Raw genomic sequence first — 22,170 nt, 5'->3', positions numbered from 1 at the left:
GGCAAGCTGAAGTGGCGATCTTTGAATACATCAATGGCTTCTACAATCCGCGTCGCCGCCACTCAGCACTGGGCTGGAAAAGCCCCGTCGCATTCGAAAGAAAAGTGGCTTAAACGAGCACTTGGGGCGGCACGAAATCGCGACAGGTCCAGGTGCCGTGGATGCGGCTGGCTTGTCTTGGGCCGTTTGTAAATCGCCTCCAACCCCATCTTGGCCATCAGCCGCCGAACCCGGTGGCGCCCCGCTACGATACCATCCCGGCGCAGATATGCCGCGATCTGACGCGATCCGAAGAACGGGTACTTGGTAAACACACGGTCGATGGCTTTCATCAGCGCCAGCGTCTTCGCATCGATCCCGACCGGCATGTAGTAGAACGCTGACCTGCTCAGCTTCACCAACCGGCATTGCTGACTGACGCCCAGTTCCGGATGGTCGCCGCGGATCATCGCTTTCTTCTTCGCAGGGCTCATCGCTTGAGCCCGGCGGACAAAAAATCGTTCTCGACCGCCAGCCTCCCGATCTTGGCGTGAAGCTCCTTCACTTCCGCCTCGCTCGGGCCTTCGGGCCTACTGCCACGGGCAAACACGTCGGCCATGCCGTCGACAGCCTGACGCTTCCAAGCGCTTACCTGGTTCGGATGAACCTGATGCCGCGCAGCAATCTCCTGGATCGTCTTGTCGCCTCGCAGCGCCTCGAGCGCGACCTTTGCCTTGAACTGATCCGTGAACTTCCGGCGTTTCGCCATTTCGTATCCCTCCAAAGGTTCGGGATACACCTTAGCTACCTGTCCGATTTCCTGGGACCACTTCACTACCTCATCCGGTATAGAGCGAAAGGTCGTTCGCGACGCTACACGATCGGACTTCATGGCGTTTGGACACCCGAGACCGCTCGTCGTGAAGCAAAGGCATTGCTCGGCCAGATCGCTCAAGGAGAGGATCCCGCCGCCGAGCGAGAGGAAGAGCGTCGCGCATTGACCGTCCGCGAGCTCTCCGTTTTCATCACGACCCATGTCTTTCCGGCGATAATATCCTTCATCAGGTTGTTCATGTCCGGCTTGGTGATGTCCTTGATCCTCCGTGTTCCAAGCAGGGGGATGATGTGTCGGCGGATGCGCCCGACGTCGGTCGCGACCGTCGTGGCCTTCTTGGGGCGGCCGCCTTATCCGAGAACTAGGCCTGCCTCCATGTCTGCGATGTAATGCTCGCAGAGCCGTCGCGCGCGGCCTTGCGTAAGGGACGTGAGTCCGGGGGCGCGCTCGACATCGTGCTGTGCATGGTCGGACGGGGCGGGCACGAAGGCGTTGCCTGAGTGATCCCGAAATCGGACGGCTCAATCATTGTCATCTGCAGTCCGGGCGGTGCGCGCGGCAGGAAAACCGATGACGGGACCCGCGATCCGCCGTGGCCGGGGGAGCGGCGCGACCCCGAGGCTCGGGGCACCGATACCGGCCGCGAACTGGTGCGTGGACTAGTGGTTCGGCTGCAAGACTGCTAGGGCCTTGTTACGGCGCAGCGGTGACGCTGTGGTGCGGTGGTGACGACGGGTGCGGACATTCTCGGAATAAGCGGACAACTGGCGCGGGGCGCGACGTGGATTGCGGCCTCGCGGGTTGTGATTAGCCTGATCGGGCTGGCCAACACGCTGGTCCTGGCGCGTCTGCTGGTGCCGGACGATTTCGGGCTGGTGGCGATCGCGATCTCGGTGTCGGCGATCGTCACTTCGATGACCGAACTGTCGCTGGCGCAGGCGCTGGTGCAGCACAGGCACCCGACGGACAGCCATTACAACACGGCCTTCACGCTCAACTTCCTGCGCGCGGCCATCGTCGCGGCGGTGCTGGCGGGCGTGGGGTATCCGGCGGCCGCGCTCTATGACGACCCGCGGCTTGTGGCGGTGTTCCTGGCGCTGGCGGTGTCGACGCTGGTCGTGGGCGCGATCAACCCGCGGCTGGCGAAGATGTCGCGCGACCTGGTGTTCTGGCAGGACTTCGCGACGCGGTCCGCCGACAAGCTGGTGGGGTTCCTGGTCGCGGTGGCCGTGGCGCTGATCTGGCGGAGCTACTGGGCGCTGATCCTGGGGATCGTCGCGGGGCAAGCGACCTCGCTGGTGCTGTCCTATGTGATCCAGCCCTATCGGCCGCGCTGGGACACATCGAAATGGCGCGACCTGATGTCATTCTCGATCTGGGTAGGCCTGGGGCAGGCGGTCAACACCATCAACTGGCGGTTCGACCAGCTGGCCCTGGGGTACTTCCTGGGCAACACCACGCTGGGGTACTACTCGGTCGGCGACCGGCTGGCGGTGATCCCGACGCGCGAGGCGACGCAGCCGGTGGCGCAGGCGGTGTTTCCGGGGTTCGCGAAGCTGTCGGGCGAGCCCGAGCGGCTGACGCGGGGCTATCAGCGCGCGCAGTCGGTGCTGATGATGGTGGCCCTGCCGGTGGGCGTGGGGCTGGCGGTGGCGGCCGAGCCGCTGGTGCTGCTGGCGTTGGGGGAGCAATGGCTGCCGGCGGTGATCGTGATACGGTTCCTGGCGGGCATCTTCGCGCTGCAGACCGTCGCCTCGATGGTGCAGCCGCTGGCGATGGGGATGGGGCGGTCGAAGATCCTGTTCAACCGCAGCCTGGTGAACCTGTGCATCCGGGTGCCGCTGACCTTGCTGGGGCTGCTGACGGGTGGGTTCCTGGGCCTGCTGATCGGGCGCTCTGCGGCGGCGCTGATCGGGATCGCGGTCAATCTGTACCTGGTGCAGACGATCCTGGGGCTGAGCGTGTGGCGGCAAGTGGCGGTCAACGGGCGCTCGCTGGGGGCAGCTGCGGTGATGGCGGTTGCGGTGTATGTCGCCGGATCGCAGTTCGGCGAGGGGGGCTTGCCGCTTCAGGCCCTGAAAGCCGCGGCGATGATCGGGACCGGGGCCGTGGTCTATCCGCTGGCCGTGCTGGTGCTGTGGCTGGTCGCGGGGCGGCCGGAGGGGCCGGAGCGCGAGGCGATCGGCGGCGCGCAAAAGGCGGTGGCGAAGGTGCGCGGCAGGCTGCGGCGCTAGAGGCTACCAGTCCCAGCGCGCGCCCAGCATGTCGAAGAGGCGCGCGTTGTGCGGCGCGTAGTAGGCGCGCAGGCGGTCGAGCGTGGCGCGTGTGTCCGCGGTCATCTCGACCTTGGGCGTGACCCAGAGCTTCTCCTGGCCCATCTCGGCAATGGTGCTGTCGGGCAGGGGGTCGATCTGCAGAAAATCGCAAATCCGCGCCAGGAAGGGACCCAGGTCGCGCTTCATCTCGGCATGGTCGAGGATCAGCATGGTCTCGGGGCGGAAGTGGCGGCGGTAGGCCGCGAGTTGTTCGGCGTAGCGGCCGGCGGCGACGTAGTGGAAGTGTTTTTCGGCCTGGTTGTCGGGAGAGGCGAGTTCCTCGTCGATGGCCCGGGCGAAGGGGCGCGGGTCGGCCTTGAAGGCCAGGTCGGGTTTCGAGTCGGCGAAGTGGTGCCACATGCGCCAGGCCGAGTAGGCACGTTCCACCGGCTCGCGCAGGACGGCGATCAGGCGGATCTCGCCCAGGTCCCGGCGGATGCGCCCGGGGACGGCCTCGTGCATCAGATAGTCGGGGGTGGCCTCGAAGAGCAGGCTGCCGGTGCGGCGGAAGCGGTAGGGGAAGTGCGACAGGTACCAGCCCAGGGAATGCCGGTCGTAGTAGAAGTTGAAGTATTGCTCCTTGCGGCCCCGGGCGGGCTCGAGCTGCGGATGCCGCGCGAGATAGCTGTGGAGCGAGGTCGTGCCGGCCTTCTGCGCGCCGATGATGAGGAAATCAGGGCGGGCGCGGATGTAGGGGGCGGCGGCGTCTCTTGCCAGGGCGGTCAGGTTCATGCGGCGGCTCCGGAGGGGCTACACATCGCCGTGGCCCGCGAGGTCCCGGCCCAGACGGCGGTCGCCGGCGCCTGGGCGTCGAGGGAGATGCGCGGGACCTCGGGCCTCAGCGCGAAGCTGCGTGCGCCGAAGAGGCGGGACCGGCGGAGGGCGCCCGCGCGCACCATCCCGTCGCCGTAGCGGTCGGTCAGCATCCGGCGGGCGCTCATGTTGGCCACGAAGTTGCGGGCGCGATTGTCGTCGCCCACGCGCTCTGCGGCCGCGGTGTCGTGGCAGATCATCAGCGGCCGCGGCAGGAGCAGGAAGGCGTGGACGCAGGCGGTGGATCAAGAGGTCCCAGTCCTCGATGGTCGCGAGGCTCTCGTCGAAGCCACCCGTCGTCTCGATGACGTTGCGGCGGATCATCAAGCTGCTGGTGTTGTAGTGGACGATGTTGCGGTGGAGGATCTCGGCCCAGAAGTCGGGGAGGGCGGAGGGCTCGAAAACGGTGTCGGTGCCTTCCGAGCCCGTCTCGATCAGGCCGGTGCAGCAGAGGCCGACGCTCATGGGCGCCGCGTCCATGGCGGCGACCTGGGCCGCGCGGTTGCCCGGGAGCCGTTCGTCGCCTGAGTCGAGAAAGACGATCAGCGGCGCGCAGGCCCTATCAATGCCGTGGTTGCGGGTCCGGCGGATCATGTGCGGCCGGGGGTCGGCGAAGCCGTCGCCGACCCTGAGCAGGCCGTTGGTGGAGGCGTCGTCGATGATCAGGAGTTCGAACTCCTCGAAGTCTTGGGCGAGGACGCTGGCGATGGCGCGGTGCAGGAGGGCGGCGCGGCTGAAGACCGGGATCCCGACGCTGACGCGAGGGGCGTGCGGGGTCGTGGGTGGGCGGCCGCGGGTGACGGCTGGGGCGTCTTCGGTTGCGGTCGGCGTCGTGGAGGTGGCGGCGCGGGCGGCTTGCCGGCGGCGGTCCGCCGCCTTTCGGCGCAGGGCCCTTGCGGGGGTGCCGCCGTGGCGCCGGTCCTGCCGGGCGGCGCGGGTGCCGCTGGGGAATCCCTTGGGCTTGGGCATGTCCGGGAGGGCGTAAAGGACGCTGAGGCGGGAGGCGAGGCCCGGAGGAGTGAAGCGCCGGCCGCTGAGGGAAACGGCGACGTCGGGCAGGCGGCGGCAGCAGGAGGTGCCGCGGCGGCTGTGGACGAGGTCGGTGCCGCCGGCCAGCGCCCGCATCGTCAGGTCGCCGTCCTTGTTGATCAGCATCTCGCGGTTCCAGCCGCCGCAGGCCTCGCAGACCTCGCAGGCCGCGCGGGACCAGAGGGCCGAACAGGGTGGTTGGTCCCAGCCCGTCGGCCAGGCGGCCAGCGCGCCCTGTCCCGGGCGGCGGGGGGCGCAGGAGGCGGGTCGGGCCTGCCAGGTGGCGCCGATGCGCTCGTGGCGGAGCCAGTCGCAGCAGGCGATGGCGCCGGGATGCGCGGTGAGCGTGTCCGGGAGCGCCTCCACCACGCCCAGTCCCCGGAGGTCGCCGGCGTCCATGGACATCAGCGCGTCGCCGGTAGCGTGCGCAACGCCGGCCACGCGGGCGCCGCCGTATTCGCCGCGAACGGGGACGACGGCGGGGCCGAAGCCCTCGTCGATCTTGGCGCTGTCATCGCTGCACCCGGCGTCCACCACGATCACCCGATCCGGGGCTCGGTCCCGGTGGAGGACCGGGCGCAGGGTCTGTGCCAGGAAGGCCGCGTCGTGGTGGACGGGGATGATGGCCGGGGTGCGCATGGGCTCAGCCTAGCGCCTTCAGGACCGCTTCGACAGTGGCGGGGTCGACCATCAGGTCACGGTCGAGGCGGTTGATCCCGGGGTCGCCGGCGAAGGCGCCGTCGACCTTCCAGTAGTCGAGGCCCATGGCGACGGCGATGGCGTAGAAGTTGGGGTTGGGGTAGCGCGGCTCTGCGATCTCGACCACCTGGGTTCCGGGGGCGCAGAACATCATGTTCGTCAGGCCCGCGCCGTGGGGGGCCATCAGGACGGCGGTCTCGCCCATCAGGCGGATCTGTTCCTCGAAGGTCAGGTCCTCCATGGCGACCAGCTCGAAGCCGGCCGTCTTGAGCATCGGCACCAGCTCGGCCTCGTTCTCGAGCTTGCGGATGGCGGCGGCGGCGCGGCTGATGAAGACCCGGCGCCAGGGCGCGCGGTCGGAGACGTGGCCCATCATCTCGCGCACCGGGCGGAGCAACTCGGGGCGGAAGCGGTCGGTCTCGAGCAGGGTCAGTTGGCCCACCTCGATCACCTCGTCGGTGCTGTGGGTGGCGAAGTCGGCGGGGTCGTAGCCCAGGATGCGCAGCGAGGTGTCTATCACGGGGCTGCGCGTCTCGGGAATCAGCAGGCCGTCCATCTCGCCGCGTTGGGCGAGGAGGCACAGCTTGGGGAGGTGGGCGCTGAGCCAGTGCGAGTAGTTGGTAAAGACCCGCTCGGTGATCCAGGTGGCGCGGTCGATCCGGCGGGGGCGTGCGGTCCGCAGGACCTCGCCATGGCCGGGGCGGAACCGCATCTCCCGGATCTCGAAGGCCTTGTCGCGGGCGTTGAGAATCGTGGGCCAGAACCGGTTTCGGGGGCTGTCGGTAAAGCTGACGATGCGGGCGTCGGGCACTGTGGCCCGCAGCGTTTCGCCGCTGGGGCGGGAGGGCACGTCGCGCTGGGAATAGCCGAACCAGTCGGGGTCGTCGGAAAGCCGGGAGGGGTCGTCGACGTTCACGGGCAATGGGTTGCTGGCCCGGGCCTCGGGGTGGATCACGGTCAGATCGCCCGGCCCGCCGGAGGCGAAGTATTCGCGCAAGCTCTCCTCGCGCAGCCAGCGCCAACCGAACCAGCCCGGTGGCAGGCCGCTCCGGACGCCCCGTTCGCACAGGCCGACGGCGCGCGCCCGCGCCTTGACGGTGAAGGCGTCAAGCATTTTCGGTCGACTTTCCAGATGCCGCGGTCATGCATTCCAAACTGGAGCCCCATATCCTGCCGTCAAACCGGGCGGTCTCTGCCGCCGGCCGGCTCCTCGATCAATCCGACCATCTTGCGGGCCTGGCGCTCGGCGTGGAAGTCCGTTTCGACGATGCGCCGGGCCGTATCCATCAATTGCTGGAGGGTCTCCGGAGTTCCGGACAGCCGGGCGACGGCGCGCACGGGGTCGTCGGATCGCTCTCGTCGGCCAGGATCCTGGTCTCGCGTCGCGCACCAGCTCGGGGATGCCTGAGTGGCGAGTGCTGACGACGAGGAGGCCGGCCGACATCGCCTCCATCAGGACGATGGGGATGCCCCCTCTCGGTCGCCGGTCGCGGCGGGGCGGCTGGGGCGGAGGAAGCCGTCGGCCCCGGCCATGGCTTCGCGGACGGCGCCGCGGGGTGGGCCCCAGGAGGGTGACGCGGTCGGTCAGGTCCAGCTGGCGGGCGAGCGTCTCAAGGCTGCCGCGCAGTTCGCCGTTGCCGATGATGTCGTGGCGCCAGTCGAGCGCGGGCTGGGATCCGCGCGGGCGGGCCAGGGCCTGGAGGGCGATGCCGATGCCCTTCTTCTCGATCAGCCGCCCGACCGAGAGGAATCGGATGGGCGCCGAGAACGCGCGGTGACGGAACGGGATGGTCTCGGGGCGCATGCCGCGGTGATGGACGCGGGTGCCTTCGGGCGGGGCGCCGGCGGCCACCAGAACCTCGCGGAAGGGGCGGTCGAGGGTCGGCAGTAGGTCAGGATGGGCGAAGAGCGGGCGGTACTGCCCCAGCCTGCCGTCATGCCGACGTCGAAGCCGTGAAAGAGCGTGACGATCGGCCGGAAGCCCCTTGTCCGAAGGCCGGTCCGCGCCACCCCCATCCCGTTCATGCCGAAATGCGCGATCCCAGCAGACGGCCGGCACAGAGCCGGTCGAGAGCCGTGATCCCGCGATCCGCCAGCCGGGGCGGCAGGCGCCGAAGCGTCGGCTCGACCAGGCTGGCCGCGCCCCAGCGACGCCCGACGTCCATCTGCGGGTCTGGGCCCCGTTGTTTCGATCCCTCCTCGTCGAGCGCTGTCTCGACAGCGAAAAGAAAACAGTGGCCCCAGTGATCGATCCGCCCGATATCGACGAGGCCCTGGTCTACTGCTGGATCCGCTTGGCCCGGTTCCGCTGCAATCCAGGAGCGCCGCGACCGCGGAGTTGCCCGCCGGCGCCTCCCGGCAAGGATACCGCAGGACGGAAGCCCACGCCTTCCACACGACCGAGGCGGACACGGCCGGCTATACCGTCCACGAGAAATGGGAGGCGTGTCGAGACAGCCTTCTGGCGCTCCTCGTTCCGATGCCGGCGCTCCTGCCGCTGGCCTGCCTGCTGGTGGGCCGGATCGCGCGAAGGGCCCTGCGCCCCGCTCGGCCCGCACGGTGCAGAGCTCGCAGCCCGCGGTAAGGGCCGGCTCGATCCGATCGACGCGGCCGGGCAGCGGGGCGCGTTGCGCGCTATTGTCCCGGTCACACTGGTTGCGGCTAGGGCTTTGGTGCCTGCTTGCGCAACGATCTGCTCGCCTAGGGGACGTCATGTACATTGCGCGCGGCTCGGCGCTTTATCGAACATCGGCTGATGGCCTGGTGGCCACCCGGCGACCATGGCCATCGGCCTCGGAACCGCGAAGCGCCGTACCACCGGCCGGCGACCGTGCGCTTAGATGTTCAGCCCCGGCATCTGGTGGATTGGGTCGGGGGTGGATCGATCCGGCTCTGGTGTCCGGATGTTGCGGATGTATTCGCAGGGCGTGAAACCGTTCGGGGTGGTGCCTCGGCGGGCGGAGTTGTTGGGCGCCGGGACGTCCGCGAGCTGCTGGCGCAGCTGAGCATGGCTGTCGGCGTGGAGGCGCTCAACCGTGGCCTCCGCGATCGTGCGGTTCGTTCGCTCGACCTGGCCGTTTGTCGATGGATTTCGGCGGCCCGTGCTCGGTGCCGTCGGCCTCGGGGATCATGTCGAAGCGAATGGATGGCGTTCCGGTGTCAGGGCCGCTCCGCGACCGGACTGACGTTATCGGTGAGACTGGCGTGGACCGACAGGGCGCAGCCTCGAGCTGTGCGGTCTTTCTGTCCGCCGTTGCAACGCGTTGGGCGACCGCGAACTTGCCCGTCCAGTCAGTGCCGGCGAACAGGTGGCGCTTGCCCTCCGCTGTCCGCACTTCGGCGATACCGATGTGAAGGCACCCGATGGGATACCGCTCGAACGTCTGGCGCCTTCGATGTCCGGCAGGCACGAGGCGCCATGGCGCCGAAGGCCCCGATGTAGGCGGTCGTCCAGTGGCGGGCGCGTGCGGCCCGGGACCGCGACCCGTCGCGTCGCGTCGCCGGTCCCGGGCAGCACGGGGGACCGCGGGTCCGCCGGCCCGGTTTTCATGTCCTCAACCGTCGCGCGCTTGCGCCGGTTCGAAACCGTCCGGGGATAGAGGCCCGACCCAACGGCGCGAGCGACGCTTGCGACCGCTGTATCGCTGCTTCTTTAGGCGGGCATCGTTCGTCAATCCTTTTGTTGTTCGTTCCTTCGGGAATTGCGCGCGGAAGAGTTCAGGCTTCTTTGCGTGCTCGATGCCTTGGGGGGGCGTCGGCGGACAGGATGGGTTGGGAAGGATCGGATGGCCGAGCTCTGCCGCGCGATCTACATGGCGCCGGGCCGTGGCGTCGCAACCAACGATACGGGCTCATCCGACCCTCGCACCCTCCCGGGCGCTTTCTCCCGCCGGAACGGCGGAACCGGGTGTCTATGTTACGTCATCGGCCTCCTCAGACTGCTTCTGTCGTCACGCAGGTTGGGGATGTGTCCGACCAACGGAAGTCGGTTCCGTCGACCCACATGCGATGCAGCACGACGGCAAGCTTGCGCGCGAGCGCGACTTTTGCGGCTTTCAGGCTGCGGCGTTTGGCGATCCGCATTGCCCAGGCCCTGAGCGACGACCATCGGCCGTGATGCAGTAGAACGTGGGCGGCCTGATAGAGGGCGGTGCGGACCATTTCGTCCCCGCATCGGCTGATCCGGCCATCGTAATCGGTCTGCCCGGAGCTGTACCTGCGTGGTGTAAGGCCGAAGTGAGCACCGACGTCCCGGGACCGCGCAAACCGCTCGGGAGCATCGACGCCTGTCCTGTAGGTCAGCGCGACGATCACCCCCACGCCAGGGACACTCATCAGCCGACGGCAGACCGGGTCTCGCCTGGCAAATTCCCGGCATAGCCTGTCGAGCCGCTCAAACTCCTCGATCATCGCTCGACGGGCCCGGAGCAGCGGTTTCACGATCAAAATTAGGCTCGCRCTGCCGTCGATCAGGTTCAGAACACGTGCCTCAAAGCCCTGTCGGGTCACGATGCCGATCCTCAGCCCGAACACTTTCAACGATCCGCGGATGCAGTTCTCCAGGTCATGCGATTTGCTCATGAGATGGGTGCGGCCGACCAGCAGCATGCGAATGCGCTGCGCCTCGTCACTCTTGACGAAGACATGGCGGAACCAGCCGAGGCGAACAAGCTGGGCGATGCCGCGTGCGTCATTGCGGTCGGTCTTGTTCCGCATCGCGCCCAGTCCGGCCTTCACATGTCGACATTCCATGCAGACGGCCGGCAATCCGGCAGTGCGCAACTCGCTATAGAGCCAGGATCGAGGAAGGTTCCGCCTCGATCTTGCTTTCGAGCGCGACGGTTCCTTCCTCATCGACGATACAGATGTTCACGGTCTCAAGAGATGCGTCGATCCCCACATAATAGGTCATAGCCTTTTCTCCGGGTTTTCAAAATAGATGGAACTGATGATGGTCTGCGCGGACCCGCTCGCCTACTCCATCTCTGCCGGCTCGATCTGACTGATCGGATCCCCGATTACTCTACCTTCTCAAAGGTCTGGTCAGCGGCCAGCGCCATGGCCGTCGACGCCGGACTGATCGAAGCGGATGCTAGCAAGAAGAAGTCGACAGCAAAGCAGGAATGGATTGTTTCGGTCATCGACCCGACCTATGCGCCCCGCGCTCTGCGGGTATCTTGAGACGCTGGACGAAGCTGCCTTCGGTGCCGCAAGTGAGTCCAGCCGGAGTTCACCCGAACTAAGGTCTAACCGGCAAGGGCGCCGTCAAATGCCGTGGCCTGACGCTCACCTGCCAGGCCAGCCCTCCGAAGCCGCGCTGCGCCCCGAACATGGACGTCCGGTCCATCCCTCCGGCCCGCATCCGCAGGCCGAACTGGATGCAGTGGGGCGCTGCGGCGCGCACGCCTCGGATCCGACTGGGCTTGGGACCGCATCAGATGTCGGCCGTCGGTTAGCCGTGACCTTGGCCGCGTCGGGGAAAACTATCATTGCAGTCCTCGCGCTGCCCACTGTCCCGGTTTTCGCGGCACCATGATGGAGTCCCGTTCCATTGAGCTTTCCGGCCGAATGGGTCGGCGGCCTGCCCGCCGCGTGGGATGGCGATTCAACGTCTTGGCAGGCGGTGCGGTAGCGTTCCGCACCGCATCGGAGTTTGATAGGACCGGAAACGTCGCGCACACTCGGCCGAACGGTGCGACTCGCACGGGTGTGCCGCTTGATCCGGCTCTTTCGCGTCGCGCCGGCGCGGTCCAACTGTGCGGCGGTGCTTGACCTGGGAACGAAGACCTCCCCCCCAAGTTGATCGCTCAAAGAGGAGGGGCGCATGTTCGACTGGATTTCAGGCATTGTGGATCAGATGGGATATCTGGGCATCGCCTTTCTGATGTTCGCCGAGAACGTGTTTCCGCCGATCCCGTCCGAACTGATCATGCCCCTTGCTGGTTTCAATGCGGCACGGGGCGACATGACGCTGGTCGGCGTTCTGATCGCCGGCACCGTCGGCGCGGTGGCCGGGGCGTTGATCTGGTACTGGATCGGGCTGAAGATCGGCGCCCGTCGCATCCGCAGGCTTGCGGCCCGGCACGGACGCTGGCTGACCGTCAGCCCGGACGAATTCAACACCGCAGAGGACTGGTTCGACCGCCACGGCGGCGCGGCGGTGTTCTTCGGGCGTCTGGTTCCCACGGTGCGGACGTTCATTTCGGTTCCCGCGGGACTGGTTCCGATGCCTCTGGGCCGGTTCCTGGCCTATAGCACCGCAGGGACCTTGGGATGGAACCTGATCCTCACGGGGGCCGGCTATCTATTGAACAGCCAGTACGAAAAGGTGCAGGTCTGGCTTAACCCTATTTCGACCGCCGTGGTTGTGGGTATCGTCGGCGTGTACATCTGGCGGGTCGCGACCTATCGGCGGCGTGTGCCGGAACCGGCGCCGGACCCTTGATCACCGGGTCGGGACGGGCTCTTCCCCGCGGTAGTCGTAAAAACCGCGCCCGGTCTTGCGGCCCAGCCATCCCGCCTCGACATATTTTGTCAGCAGCGGGCAGGGGCGGTACTTCGTGTCGGCCAGCCCGTCGTGCAGCACGTTCATGATCGCAAGGCAGGTGTCGAGCCCGATGAAATCCGCCAGACCGAGCGGCCCCATGGGGTGGTTGGCGCCCAGCCGCATCGCCTTGTCGATGGAGCTGACATTTCCGACACCCTCATAGAGCACGTAGATCGCTTCGTTGATCATCGGCATCAGGATGCGATTGACGATGAAGGCGGGAAAATCCTCTGCCGTGGCCGCGGTCTTGTCGAGCCTTTGGACCACCCCCATGCAGGCGTCGAAGGTCTCTTCGTCGGTGGCGATGCCGCGGATCAGTTCGACCAGGCTCATGATCGGGACGGGGTTCATGAAATGGAAGCCCATGAACTTTTCCGGCCTGTCCGTCTTGGAGGCCAGCCGCGTAATGGAGATCGAGGAGGTGTTGGTCGTCAGGATCGTATCGGGTTTGAGCGCGGGGACCAGTTCCTTGAAGATCGCGTCCTTGACCGCCTCTCGTTCTGTCGCGGCCTCGATCACCAGATCGCTCTTGCCCAGGTCGGTCAGTGTGGCGGTTCGTCCGATCCGCTCCAGGGCCGCGTCCCGATCGGCCTCGGTGATCTTTTCCCGGGAGACCTGGCGATCCATGTTCCCGCGGATCGTCTCCTGCGCGGCTGTCAATGCGTCTTCGCTGACGTCGGTCAGAAGCACGTCGTAGCCGGCCAGCGCGCAGACATGGGCGATGCCGCTGCCCATCTGGCCCGCCCCGATGATGCCGACTGTCTGGATCTTCATTCTGCGCTCCTTGCCGCTCGCGCCGGAACATGGCCTGCGGATCGGGGCGATGCAAGCGGGCCGCGTCGCGGCTATCCGGACGGGCTCCGTTGCACGAATTCCATCCAGGAGTCATCTCGCGACTCCCGTGTGGCAGCTGGGAGGCATGAGCAGACCGCACTCCCGACCTGCAGGACCAGAACCTGGCAGGCCGACAGTGCGGCGCTCAAACGCAGGGGCTCGTCAACGATCCGACCGGTTTGACCTGTAGATGAACTGGAATCCTACGACCAAAGCCAGCCATGGCGGCCAGCAGACCTCTAGCGATGCCACCATCCAGGCGCTGCCCCACCTGCGCAGGAGATCGTCATTCATGCGTCCGGTGAAGCATGGACCGGATTGCTCATACACAGACGATCGGACGCTCTCGCGGCCGGTTCCGCGACGCGCTGCTCAACGAGACGCTGTTCGCGCCGCTCACCGACGCCCGTCAGAAAAACAAAAGCGGGAGCTTTGGAACATTCCGTCGGCCGAGTTCGGGGCAAGGAACGGCCCGGCAATACGTGCCGCGTAGCGCCGAACATCGACCGGCGGACTTCGCGTAAGGCCGGAGGGACGTCGGGTCTCAGGTCAATCGGCAAGATGCGAAGAACCTCATTTAGCGCGGAGCGATCCGCTCGATGCTCCCGACCCTGAGATCTGTAGACGGAGAACGCTTTCTATGGAACGGCAACATGCGATCGAATTTCGATCTTCGGTGACATCCGGGGACTCTCGAAGCCGACTTTATCGGCCGGCGCTCAATTCTGTCATCCGTTCCAGAACATCCAGCCCCTGCTGGTCCCAGAAGTGCAGCAGATCGATGAACACCCAGTTCTCCGCCAGCTTGTCGCCCTCGCGCCGGTACATGTCGACCACACGCATGTCGCCGGCGCGGCCGGTGGCCGGCATGCCCATGAACCCGCCCGTCGGTGTCAGCGTCAGGTTCGGCCAGCCGAAGAACCCGCCGAACCGGCCTTCGGCCATGCGGCAGAGATGACCGTTGAACCGGCGGTCCGCAAAGGCGGCGCGAAACGGGCCGCTGTGCTGCGCCGCGTAGCGTTCGATCGTGTAGGTTGCGCCGATTCCGCCGGGCCCCCACCAGATCATGTCCTCGGTCCATGAGCACCGCAGTTCGTCGGTGAGCGACATCTGCCCGGGGTCCTTCCAGGTCGCGACATCGCCCACCATGAAGTCGATCGCGGCGAGGGTGCGATCTCCCTCGGCGGCGTCCTGGGGGCCGAACATCAGCCCCTCGTGGGTCATCGGGCCCGGCTGTACCAGCTCGGCGGCGGTCGAGGGCGGAAACGGGCGGAGCCCGGCCTGCATCATCAGGTGCGGGACGTCGAAGATCATCGCCGTCTCCGCGATCCTGCCGTTCGCGACCCGGTGGAAGGCGGCGTAGCGCAGCATCGCGACCCTGCCCGTGGGCGGGATGCCGAGCCAGACCGCGTCGAAGAGTCCCATCAGGTGGCCCATCGAGGCGACCCAGACCGACGCGAATCCGTCGATCTCGTTGCGGCCCGCGAAGAACAGGTCGAGCCTGCGCCGCATTGGGCGCAGCGACGCCTTCAGCGGCCTCCAGAACCGTTCGGCGACGAGGTGGGGGCCGCGGAGCTCGCCGAACGGATGACAGCCGCGCCAGAGCAGGTCGGGCGCGCAATGGCGTTCCATCGACGGTGCAAGGGCCGTGTCTTCGGCACCGTCGATCGCGGCGTAGAACTCGCGGACCACCCGTTTCGCATCCTGGAGGTCCGCCGTCACGCCGGGCGCCATCCCGGCTCGGTGGCGGAAACGGGGCTCATGTGCGCGCCTTTTCGAACCGTGTCCACGCGGCCTCGAAACTGGTGAAGTCGAAGCCGGGCGCGCGTGCCGCGTCGAGAACGATCCGCTCGGTCTCCAGCAGCCGGGCGATGCCGTCCGCCAGGCCCGGCACGACCTCGGCCGGGATCACCACGGCGCCGTGTCGATCGGCGTGGACCAGGTCGCCGGGCGACACGGTCAGGCCCATGACGGTGACGGGACAGTCGATCTCTCGCACATGGACGAAGCCGTGGCTGGGGCCCACCGATCCGGCCAGCACGGGAAAGCGGTCCGGCAGATCGCCGAGGTCGCGCACCACGCCGTTGGTCACCACGCCCGCGAGGCCGAACCCCCTGTGCACGGCGGTGTTGATCTCGCCCCAATAGGCGCCGATGCAGTCCGGCCAGTCCAGATCCTCGATCACGGCGATTGCCGGCGCGGGCGCCTCGGCCATGTAGCGGTAATAGGCCATCCGGCGCTCGCGGATGACCTCCGCCGCTTCCTCGGGCGGGTGTCGGGCAGCCAGTCGTGCGGTGCGCGCATAGCCCACCATAGCGGACGCGCCGGGGTCTGAGGCGACCATCGTGCCGCGGGTGAAGCGGTCGAACCCGCGCCGGGCCTCGACCACCTCGATCGCGTTGCAGACGGTCGGCGTGTCGACCCGTCCGAGAAGGTCCAGAAGTGCGCTGTCCATCATTCCTCCAGCCATCGTTTCAAAGCCGCATTGACCGCATCGGGCCGTTCGAGCACCGGCAGGTGGCCCGCGTCCTCGACGATCACCAGCCTTGCCCGCGGCATCAGCTCGTGCATCAGTTCGTGCCGCTCCACGGGGCAAAGCGCGTCATGGCGTCCGCAGAGCAGCAGCGTCGGGCCGTCATAGGCGCGCAGCGTGGCGCATTGATCCGGCCGGTCGGCGAGCGCGCGGGATTGCCGTTCGAAGACCTCCGGGCCCAGCGACAGCGCCATCTCCAGGCAGAGATCGAGCAGGTCTTCGTCCGGCGCGGCCAAGTACCGGGGTTTCATCTCCTGGCGCATGACCTGCGCGAGCCCGCCGGATCGCGCCGCCTCGATCTGCGGGACGCGGCGCGCCTTGACCTCGGCGGCCTCGGCCAGGGGATTGGTGTCGAGCAGCGCCAGCCGCGCAACCCGGTCCGGCGCCTGCCGGACGATCTCCATCGCCACGATCCCGCCCATGGACAGCCCGGCGAGCGCGAAGAGCGGCGGGGCGTTGGCCAGCACGTCCGCCGCCAGGGACTCAACCCTGTCGTGCCCGGACAGCGGCGCGTGTTGGACGGCGCGGGTCCCGGACAGGGCGGCGGTCTGCGGCGCGAAGAGCCGCGCGTCGCACATCATTCCGGGCAGAAGGACGAGCGGCGTCATCGGCCGACCAGGGCCGCGCCGTCCGACAATGCGGAAAGCTTGGCATAGGCGATGTCCGGATCCACGGCGCCGAAGCCCGCGAAGGTTCCGAAGCCGCAATCCGACCCGGCCATGACGCGGTCCGGCCCGACGATGTCGGCAAACCGGCCGATCCGCTGGGCCACGAGCCTCGGATGCTCGACGAAGTTCGTCGTGGTGTCGACGCAGCCGGGGACCAGCACCTTGTCGTCGGGGATCTCGGAGCGCCTGTCGCGGAACACTTCCCATTCGTGGGCGTGGCGGGGGTTGGAGCTCTCGAACAGGATATAGCGGGCGGGAACCGACATGAGCGTGGCGAACACCTTGTCCATGTCGATGTCGCAGACATGGGGCCCTTCGTAATTGCCCCAGCAGATGTGGACGCGGACCCGCGCCGGGTCGATGCCGGACAGCGCATGCCTCAGGGCGTCGACATGGCCGCCGGCGATGCGCACGAACTCGTCGTCGGAGAGGTCGGCGAACAGCATGTGGCGCGCCAGCGCAAGATCCGGGCAATCGAGCTGCAGCAACAGGCCGGCATCCACGATGGCCCGGTATTCCGCCGCCATCGCGTCGGCGAGCGCGCCGAGATAGGCGTCGCGGCTCGGGTAATGGGCGTTCTGCAGGAACAGCGAGATGACGCCCGGGGAGGCCGCGTTCATGAACCCTTCGCGCGCGCCGTGCGTCGCCATCGCGGCGCGCAGGTTCGCGATGTCCTTTTCAAGCTCGCCGTTCTCCTTGGGGCGCACCTCGCCCACGCACATCGGGCGGGCGTATTGCGGCGTGCCGCCGGAGCTGGCCAGACGCTCCAGGAAGCTCGGGAACCGCTTCAGGTCGGCGGGCGCGTTGCGCGGGCTGTCGCCCCCGAAGCCTGTGTAGCGGTCCTTGACGTAGGTCGCGTAGCTGATCTTGGAGGTCTCGCCGTCCGATACGCAGTCGACGCCCGCCTCGACCTGCCGGCGCACGGTCTCGGAGACCGCGCGCGCCATCGCGTCGTCGAACGCCGCCGCGTCATGGGGCGCGCCGCGCTCGCGGGCGAAGAGGAAATCCACCACCTCCTGCGAGCGCGGCAGAGAGCCCACATGCGTGACCGCGATCCGACTCATGCCGCGGACCAGGTGGCGCCGGCGGGATCGTCGGTGTTCGTCACCCGATAAAGGCTCGCCTCGCCGCTCATCGACGGCGCAAGGCTGTGACGCAGACCTTGCGGCACCAGACAGGTGTCGCCGGGCGCAAGGATCGCGCCGCCGCCGTCCCAGTCCACGCGCCAATGGCCGCGGACGACCATCAGCACCTCGTTCCTGTCGAGCGCATAGGCCTCCTCGGGCTCCGTGCCGCCGCGCAGGAACTCGACCTCGAAGCCGGGCCGGTCGCGGATCAGGCCGGTTTCGCCGATGACCTTCACCGGCGCCCCGGCACCGGCCAGGGCCATCATGTCGGCGTAGCGCCGGACGTAGCCGCCCACGACTTCCATCGGCGTCGGCTCGGGAAAGGCCTTCAGCTCCTCGTCGGTCAGCACCGGCATCGGCTTGACGCCCTCGGGCAGCGACTGCCCCGCCTTGGTATCGTAGAGCTTGCCGGACTCGGCCAGAACCAGGCCGTGATCCTTGGCGTCCTCGATCACCTGCGGCGCCCAGATCACGCCGCCGCCGGCATCGTCGCCGCCGAGGATCGCCATGATCATCCCGTAGTCCGTGCCGACATTCTCGAAGCCGCGGAAGATGCCGGTCGGGATGTCGAAGATGTCGCCCTCTTCGAGCACCACGTCGCCCGCGTCGCCCCAACGGCCCCAGAAGAACCGCCAGCGGCCCTTGAGGACGTAGAACACTTCGGCGGTTCGGTGCGAATGGAGCGAGTTGCGGCAGTTGGGCGGCTGCCCGGCGGCGCCGATGTTGAAGCCGACCCGGTCGGTGATGTGGACATGCTGATCGGGCGACTCGGAGACGCCGCCGCCGATGATGGTGAAGTTCTCCTTCTGGTTCGATCCCGGCGTATGGGCGTCGATGAAGGCGGTCTTGCAGGGAATCAGCTCGCCGTAATGGACGATCTGCGGCTGCGTGGCGGTCCGGTCGGCCTGTCGGGTCGGGGCCGCGTCGGTCATGGTCATGTTCCAGATCCTTCGCTGTTGAGTGTTGCATGGCGGGAGAGAGGGGGTGTCCGGCGCATCAGACCTCACCGGTGGCGAGCAGGATCTGTTTCCAGATCGCCGTCTCGTCGTAGAGGGTCCATTCGCGGCGCAGTCCCCAGGGCCCGAACTCGGCATGGGAGATGCCCAGCACGTAGACGTCGGCGCCGGTGGGCCGGCCGAAGGCGCCCCAGCCATCGTGCTTGCCGGTCAGGCTCCAGCGGACCGCCGCGCGGGGCGGCATCAGCGCGTCCTCGGCGCCGATCCGGTGCTCGACGCGGAACTCGGCCGAGGAGAAACTGGCGCGCAGGCCCATCCAGAACCGGTCGACCGCCCCGTGCGAATGGTCGGTCCGGCCCCCGGGATATTCCGACTGCACCGCGCGGTCGTATTCGCGCGGGATCACGGCCAGGTCGGCGGCCATGATCCGGCCGATGATGTCAGCGTATCTCGCGCCCCATGCGTTGTCGTTGCCGGTCCCTCGGTAGGGTCCCGGCCGGTCCGTCACGGGCGTGAGCGGACGCACGCAGGCCTCCGGGCCACCCTCGCGCGCGATCAGGTCGCGGGCATAGTCGCGGGGCTCCGATCCAAGCTGCCGGACGATGGCGCCCTGGTCACGGATCAGCCACTCGTCGTCGATCCGGTTGTCACGCGCGTGGCAGTCGGCCAGGATCCGGTAGCGCAGCCGCGTGCCCGTGGCCTGGCCATAGACACCGCTGCCGGAATGGGTCGCGGTCGAGAGCAGCCGGTGTGACGAAAGCATCCCCGCATCCGGCGTTCCGCACCAGATCACGTCCTCGCCCAGGAGCGTTCGGTCGGGAAACTCGGCCAGCGTCGCCATGGTCGCGGCGATGACGCCCTGGTTGCCGACCACGACCGCCGCGGGCGAGCGCACCACGATGTCCGGCGCGTAGTACTTGTGCAGCGTGTCGATGCCGCGGTCTTCCCAGATCTCCTTGGTGACGCCGATGATGAAATCGGGGAAATCTCGGAACTTGGGATCGAAGCCTTTCATCGGGGCCATCCTTCGGGAATGCGGGCGGAACTGCGAATGATCAGCGGGGCGTCGACGGACACCTGACGTGGCGGGACGCCCGCATCGTCGACATGCGCCAGCAGCGTCGAAACGGTCTCCTCGACCATCCGATTTGCGCGCTGGCGGATCGTGGTGAGGTCATAGGCCGCCCAGGCGGCGGGCGGCACGTCGTCGAAGCCCACCACCGACACGTCTTCGGGCACGCGCAGGCCGGATCCCGAGCGGATCGCGTCCATGGCCTGGAACGCCATGTGATCGTTGGCGACGAACAGCGCGTCGGGCGGGTCCGGCCGGTGGAACATGGCGTCGGCCGCCTGCCGGGCGGTCTCGCCGTCGAAATTGCCCACCTCGCGGGCGTGGAGCGCGACCCCGTGCGCGGCGAGGCCCGCGAGGAACCCGGCCTCGCGGTCGCGCTGCGTCGAGGCGCCGTGCCAGCCGGCGATGTAGCCGAACCGGCGGTGGCCGCCCGCCACCAGGAAGTCGGCCACCTGCCTGCCGCCGCCGAAATTGTCGGAGGTGACCGAGGAGATGCCGTCGATGTCCTGCCGGCGGTTGAAGAACACGACCGGAACTCCGGCCTTCTGGCAGCGCGAAGCTAGATCGGACGACAGCGAGACCGACGCCATGATGATGCCGTCGACCTGGAAATCGAGGATCTCCCCGAGGATCTCGTCGATGTTGCCGGCCTGCTGCGAGGCCATGAAGACGAGCACGTGGTAGCCGCGGGCCTGCAGCGCGTTCGACAGCTTTTCGAGCGCCTCGGGATAGAAGTAGTTCTCGAGATAGGCGACGACGAGGCCGATGAGGCGCGAGCGCCCGGTGATCAGCGACCGCGCCAGCGTGTTGGGCCGGTAGCCGAGCGCCTCGGCCGCCGCATGGATCCGGGCCGCCGTGCTCGGGGCGACCGAGGCGCCGGGGGTGAAGGCGCGACTGACCGCGGACTGGCTGACGCCGGCCCGTTCGGCGACCTGCTGGGCTGTGACCTTCTCGTCCGTCATCCGGCCGTCCATCCGCCATCGACCTTCAGCGCCGTGCCGGTCACCAGCGCCGAGGCGTCGGAGGCGAGATAGAGGACCGCCCCCATGATATCCTCGATCTCGCCCGGTCGGCCGAGCTTGATCTTGTCGGTGATCCAGGCGACGCGCTCGGGATCGGCGAAGGTCGCCTCGGTCAGCGGGGTGCGGATGAAGGTCGGGCAAAGCGTGTTGACGCGGATGCGGTGCGGCCCCCATTCGATGGCCATCGCCTTCACCATGCCTTCGAGCCCGTGTTTCGAGGCGCAGTAGACGGCGCGGTCGATGCCGCCCACATGCCCCATCTGGCTGGACACGTGGATGATCGAACCGGGCCGCCCGGCCGCGATCAGGGTGCGGGCGGCATGGGCGGACAGGAAATAGGCCGCGCGCAGGTTGATCGACATCACGGCATCGAAATCCTCGGCCCGGGTCTCGAGCGCGGGGCCGTGCCGGCCGAGACCGGCCGAGTTCACCACCACGTCGAAGGGCGCGCCGTCGAACACGGCCGGGAGGGCGTCGAGTTCGGCCATGTCGAGCGGCAGGGCCTCGACCGACCGGCCGTCCGCGGCCATCGCGCCGACCGCCGCGTCCAGCCGCTCGCGCCCGCGCGCCGCGCAGACGACATGCGCGCCGGCCTCGGCCAGCGCCATTGCCGCGCCGAGGCCGATCCCCGACGACGCGCCTGTCACCAGCGCCCGCCGTCCGTCGAGCCGCAGGGAGGGTGTCCGGGGGAGCCCGCTCATGCCGCCCTCCCTGTCTCGGGGTCGAAGCCCGTGCGTGCCTTGTTGAAGGCCCGCAGCCGGGCCAGGACATCGACGCCGACTTGGGCATAGGCGTCGAGCAGGTCGACCAGCACCCAGTTCTCGCGGATCAGGCCGTCCTCCAGCCGCCAGAAGTCGAGCGAACGCATGGTGATGCGCTGTCCGGCCGGGGCGATGCCCATCCAGCCGTCGTGGGTGACGGTCTGGATCATGTTGGGCCATCCGGTCACCGCGGCGTAGTCGCCGTCGCCGAAGAAATGGTAGGTGATCCCGTCGAGGTACTGCCCGCGGTCGGGCATGGCATTCAGGAACGGGATCTGGTGCCAATTGCGGAACCCCCTTATGCCACGGCCGGTGCCGATGCCCGAAGGTCCGTACCAGCTCATCCGGGGATGCCAGTAGCGGTCCATCTCCATGACCTCGGGCCCGCCCTCGGACGGATGGCGCTTCAACGCCGTCAGCATCTTGACGATGCGCTGCCGGGTCGCGGCGCTTTTCTCCGCGTCATGGGGGCCGCGCACGTGGCCGTCCTGCGTCGCCGGACCCGGCACGTGCCATTCCCGGCCGAGCGAGGGCGCCATCGGCCAGGCGCCCGCCTGCATCATCACCTCGGGGATGTCCCAGAGCGCCTGCACCTCGACGACGCGCCCCTCTTCGATCCGGAAGAACTCGTGGAACCGCATCGCGACCTGGTGGCCCGTCGGCGGGATATCGAGCCAGGGCCCGAGGAACGCTCCGGTATAATATCCCCCGCAGCCCACCCAGTCCGCGCCGTGCTCGTCGGGGCCGGCCATGACGATCGTGTCGCGCCGCTCGAGATCGGGGATCGCCGTGAAGAGCGCGGCATAGGCGCGGTCATAGAGACCCTCCCCGACGCAATCGCCTAGGGGATGCGCAAGATGGATCACGGCGTCGGCGGCGATCGCCCGGCCGATCGCCGCGCGCACCCCGGCATCGGTGAAGTCGTACATCGCCGCGCGCAGCGTCGCGACGAGGGCCTTGTTGCGGGTGTGCACGTCCAT

General features: G+C 67.9%; 20 protein-coding genes and 5 pseudogenes. 5 read left to right on the top strand and 20 right to left on the bottom strand.

Annotated features, from left to right (window positions below):
• A partial coding sequence (locus KW83_RS21755; protein WP_327203969.1) for an IS3 family transposase occupies positions 1-113 on the top strand: 113 nt, incomplete at its 5' end.
• On the opposite strand, the gene KW83_RS12765 is transcribed toward KW83_RS21755, so the two are convergent.
• Together KW83_RS12765 and KW83_RS21545 are read right to left on the bottom strand one after the other, a co-directional pair.
• Positions 63-449: an IS3 family transposase gene (locus KW83_RS12765; protein WP_161785432.1), complete on the bottom strand. Its 387-nt coding sequence runs from the start codon at positions 447-449 to the stop codon at positions 63-65. The two genes, KW83_RS21755 and KW83_RS12765, sit on opposite strands and share 51 nt — an antisense overlap.
• Before the next feature lie 20 nt (positions 450-469).
• Complete coding sequence (locus KW83_RS21545; protein ID WP_036173639.1) at positions 470-748, bottom strand: transposase; 279 nt, start codon at positions 746-748, stop codon at positions 470-472.
• Here KW83_RS21545 and KW83_RS20980 point away from each other — a divergent pair.
• Positions 641-907, top strand: a pseudogene (locus KW83_RS20980) (hypothetical protein); the annotation flags it as partial. The gene KW83_RS21545 and the pseudogene KW83_RS20980 overlap by 108 nt on opposite strands.
• 23 nt (positions 908-930) lie before the next feature.
• Here the strand turns inward: KW83_RS20980 and KW83_RS21540 are convergent.
• Positions 931-1,137, bottom strand: a pseudogene (locus KW83_RS21540) (tyrosine-type recombinase/integrase); the annotation flags it as partial.
• A gap of 399 nt (positions 1,138-1,536) precedes the next feature.
• Here KW83_RS21540 and KW83_RS12750 point away from each other — a divergent pair.
• Positions 1,537-3,048, top strand: a complete 1,512-nt coding sequence (locus KW83_RS12750; protein ID WP_051928484.1) for a lipopolysaccharide biosynthesis protein — start codon at positions 1,537-1,539, stop codon at positions 3,046-3,048.
• A 3-nt stretch (positions 3,049-3,051) separates the two neighbouring features.
• Here the strand turns inward: KW83_RS12750 and KW83_RS12745 are convergent, their stop codons facing one another.
• From KW83_RS12745 to KW83_RS12725, 7 genes and pseudogenes are all read right to left on the bottom strand, one after another.
• Entirely contained in the window at positions 3,052-3,861 is an 810-nt protein-coding gene (locus tag KW83_RS12745; RefSeq protein ID WP_036179347.1) for a sulfotransferase domain-containing protein, read from the bottom strand.
• Positions 3,862-3,879: 18 nt separating this feature from the next.
• Complete coding sequence (locus KW83_RS12740; protein ID WP_036179344.1) at positions 3,880-5,610, bottom strand: glycosyltransferase family A protein; 1,731 nt, start codon at positions 5,608-5,610, stop codon at positions 3,880-3,882.
• A gap of 4 nt (positions 5,611-5,614) precedes the next feature.
• On the bottom strand, positions 5,615-6,784 hold the full coding sequence (locus KW83_RS12735) for a glycosyltransferase family 61 protein (protein WP_036179341.1): 1,170 nt from the start codon (positions 6,782-6,784) through the stop codon (positions 5,615-5,617).
• A 62-nt stretch (positions 6,785-6,846) separates the two neighbouring features.
• On the bottom strand, positions 6,847-7,008 hold the full coding sequence (locus tag KW83_RS21535; protein ID WP_235191422.1) for a hypothetical protein: 162 nt from the start codon (positions 7,006-7,008) through the stop codon (positions 6,847-6,849).
• A 91-nt stretch (positions 7,009-7,099) separates the two neighbouring features.
• A pseudogene (locus KW83_RS21970) lies at positions 7,100-7,474 on the bottom strand (glycosyltransferase); the annotation flags it as partial.
• 217 nt (positions 7,475-7,691) lie between these two features.
• Entirely contained in the window at positions 7,692-7,835 is a 144-nt protein-coding gene (locus KW83_RS20975; RefSeq protein ID WP_161785496.1) for a hypothetical protein, read from the bottom strand.
• Between the two features lie 1,768 nt (positions 7,836-9,603).
• Positions 9,604-10,582: pseudogene (locus KW83_RS12725) on the bottom strand (IS110 family RNA-guided transposase).
• Between the two features lie 41 nt (positions 10,583-10,623).
• Here KW83_RS12725 and KW83_RS21520 point away from each other — a divergent pair.
• Positions 10,624-10,885 (top strand): annotated as a pseudogene (locus KW83_RS21520) (IS5/IS1182 family transposase); the annotation flags it as partial.
• 609 nt (positions 10,886-11,494) lie between these two features.
• Positions 11,495-12,115 carry a DedA family protein gene (locus KW83_RS12720; RefSeq protein ID WP_036179335.1) on the top strand — a complete coding sequence of 207 codons (621 nt, stop codon included), beginning with the start codon at positions 11,495-11,497 and terminating at the stop codon, positions 12,113-12,115.
• On the opposite strand, the gene KW83_RS12715 is transcribed toward KW83_RS12720, so the two are convergent.
• The 10 genes from KW83_RS12715 to KW83_RS12665 all read right to left on the bottom strand — a co-directional run bounded on the left by KW83_RS12715 (position 12,116) and on the right by KW83_RS12665 (position 22,170).
• Positions 12,116-12,991 (bottom strand): 3-hydroxybutyryl-CoA dehydrogenase, encoded by an 876-nt coding sequence (locus KW83_RS12715; protein ID WP_036179332.1) that lies wholly within the window; start codon positions 12,989-12,991, stop codon positions 12,116-12,118.
• Between the two features lie 765 nt (positions 12,992-13,756).
• The gene (locus KW83_RS12705; RefSeq protein WP_036179445.1) at positions 13,757-14,773 is read right to left on the bottom strand and encodes a nuclear transport factor 2 family protein; all 1,017 of its coding nucleotides are present in this window, start codon (positions 14,771-14,773) and stop codon (positions 13,757-13,759) included.
• Positions 14,774-14,810: 37 nt separating this feature from the next.
• The gene (locus KW83_RS12700; protein WP_036179325.1) at positions 14,811-15,506 is read right to left on the bottom strand and encodes an RraA family protein; all 696 of its coding nucleotides are present in this window, start codon (positions 15,504-15,506) and stop codon (positions 14,811-14,813) included.
• Positions 15,506-16,192: an alpha/beta fold hydrolase gene (locus KW83_RS12695; RefSeq protein ID WP_036179322.1), complete on the bottom strand. Its 687-nt coding sequence runs from the start codon at positions 16,190-16,192 to the stop codon at positions 15,506-15,508. The genes KW83_RS12700 and KW83_RS12695 overlap by 1 nt, the downstream gene beginning before the upstream one ends.
• Positions 16,189-17,316 (bottom strand): cobalamin-independent methionine synthase II family protein, encoded by a 1,128-nt coding sequence (locus tag KW83_RS12690; protein ID WP_036179319.1) that lies wholly within the window; start codon positions 17,314-17,316, stop codon positions 16,189-16,191. The genes KW83_RS12695 and KW83_RS12690 overlap by 4 nt, the downstream gene beginning before the upstream one ends.
• Entirely contained in the window at positions 17,313-18,317 is a 1,005-nt protein-coding gene (locus KW83_RS12685; protein WP_235191421.1) for a cupin domain-containing protein, read from the bottom strand. Before KW83_RS12685 ends, KW83_RS12690 begins: the two co-directional genes overlap by 4 nt.
• A 58-nt stretch (positions 18,318-18,375) precedes the next feature.
• On the bottom strand, positions 18,376-19,350 hold the full coding sequence (locus KW83_RS12680; RefSeq protein WP_036179316.1) for a nuclear transport factor 2 family protein: 975 nt from the start codon (positions 19,348-19,350) through the stop codon (positions 18,376-18,378).
• A complete protein-coding gene (locus KW83_RS12675; protein WP_036179439.1) occupies positions 19,347-20,369 on the bottom strand; it encodes a LacI family DNA-binding transcriptional regulator in 1,023 nt (340 codons plus the stop codon). The genes KW83_RS12680 and KW83_RS12675 overlap by 4 nt, the downstream gene beginning before the upstream one ends.
• Entirely contained in the window at positions 20,366-21,130 is a 765-nt protein-coding gene (locus KW83_RS12670; RefSeq protein WP_036179314.1) for an SDR family NAD(P)-dependent oxidoreductase, read from the bottom strand. Before KW83_RS12670 ends, KW83_RS12675 begins: the two co-directional genes overlap by 4 nt.
• Positions 21,127-22,170, bottom strand: coding sequence for an ester cyclase (locus KW83_RS12665; RefSeq protein WP_036179312.1), 1,044 nt, complete (start codon positions 22,168-22,170; stop codon positions 21,127-21,129). The genes KW83_RS12670 and KW83_RS12665 overlap by 4 nt, the downstream gene beginning before the upstream one ends.

It is taken from the genome of Palleronia rufa, assembly GCF_000743715.1.
GTDB classification, from domain to species: domain Bacteria; phylum Pseudomonadota; class Alphaproteobacteria; order Rhodobacterales; family Rhodobacteraceae; genus Palleronia; species Palleronia rufa.
Note: the sequence above shows the minus strand (reverse complement) of the source record. Positions and strands in the feature narration are given on the sequence as shown.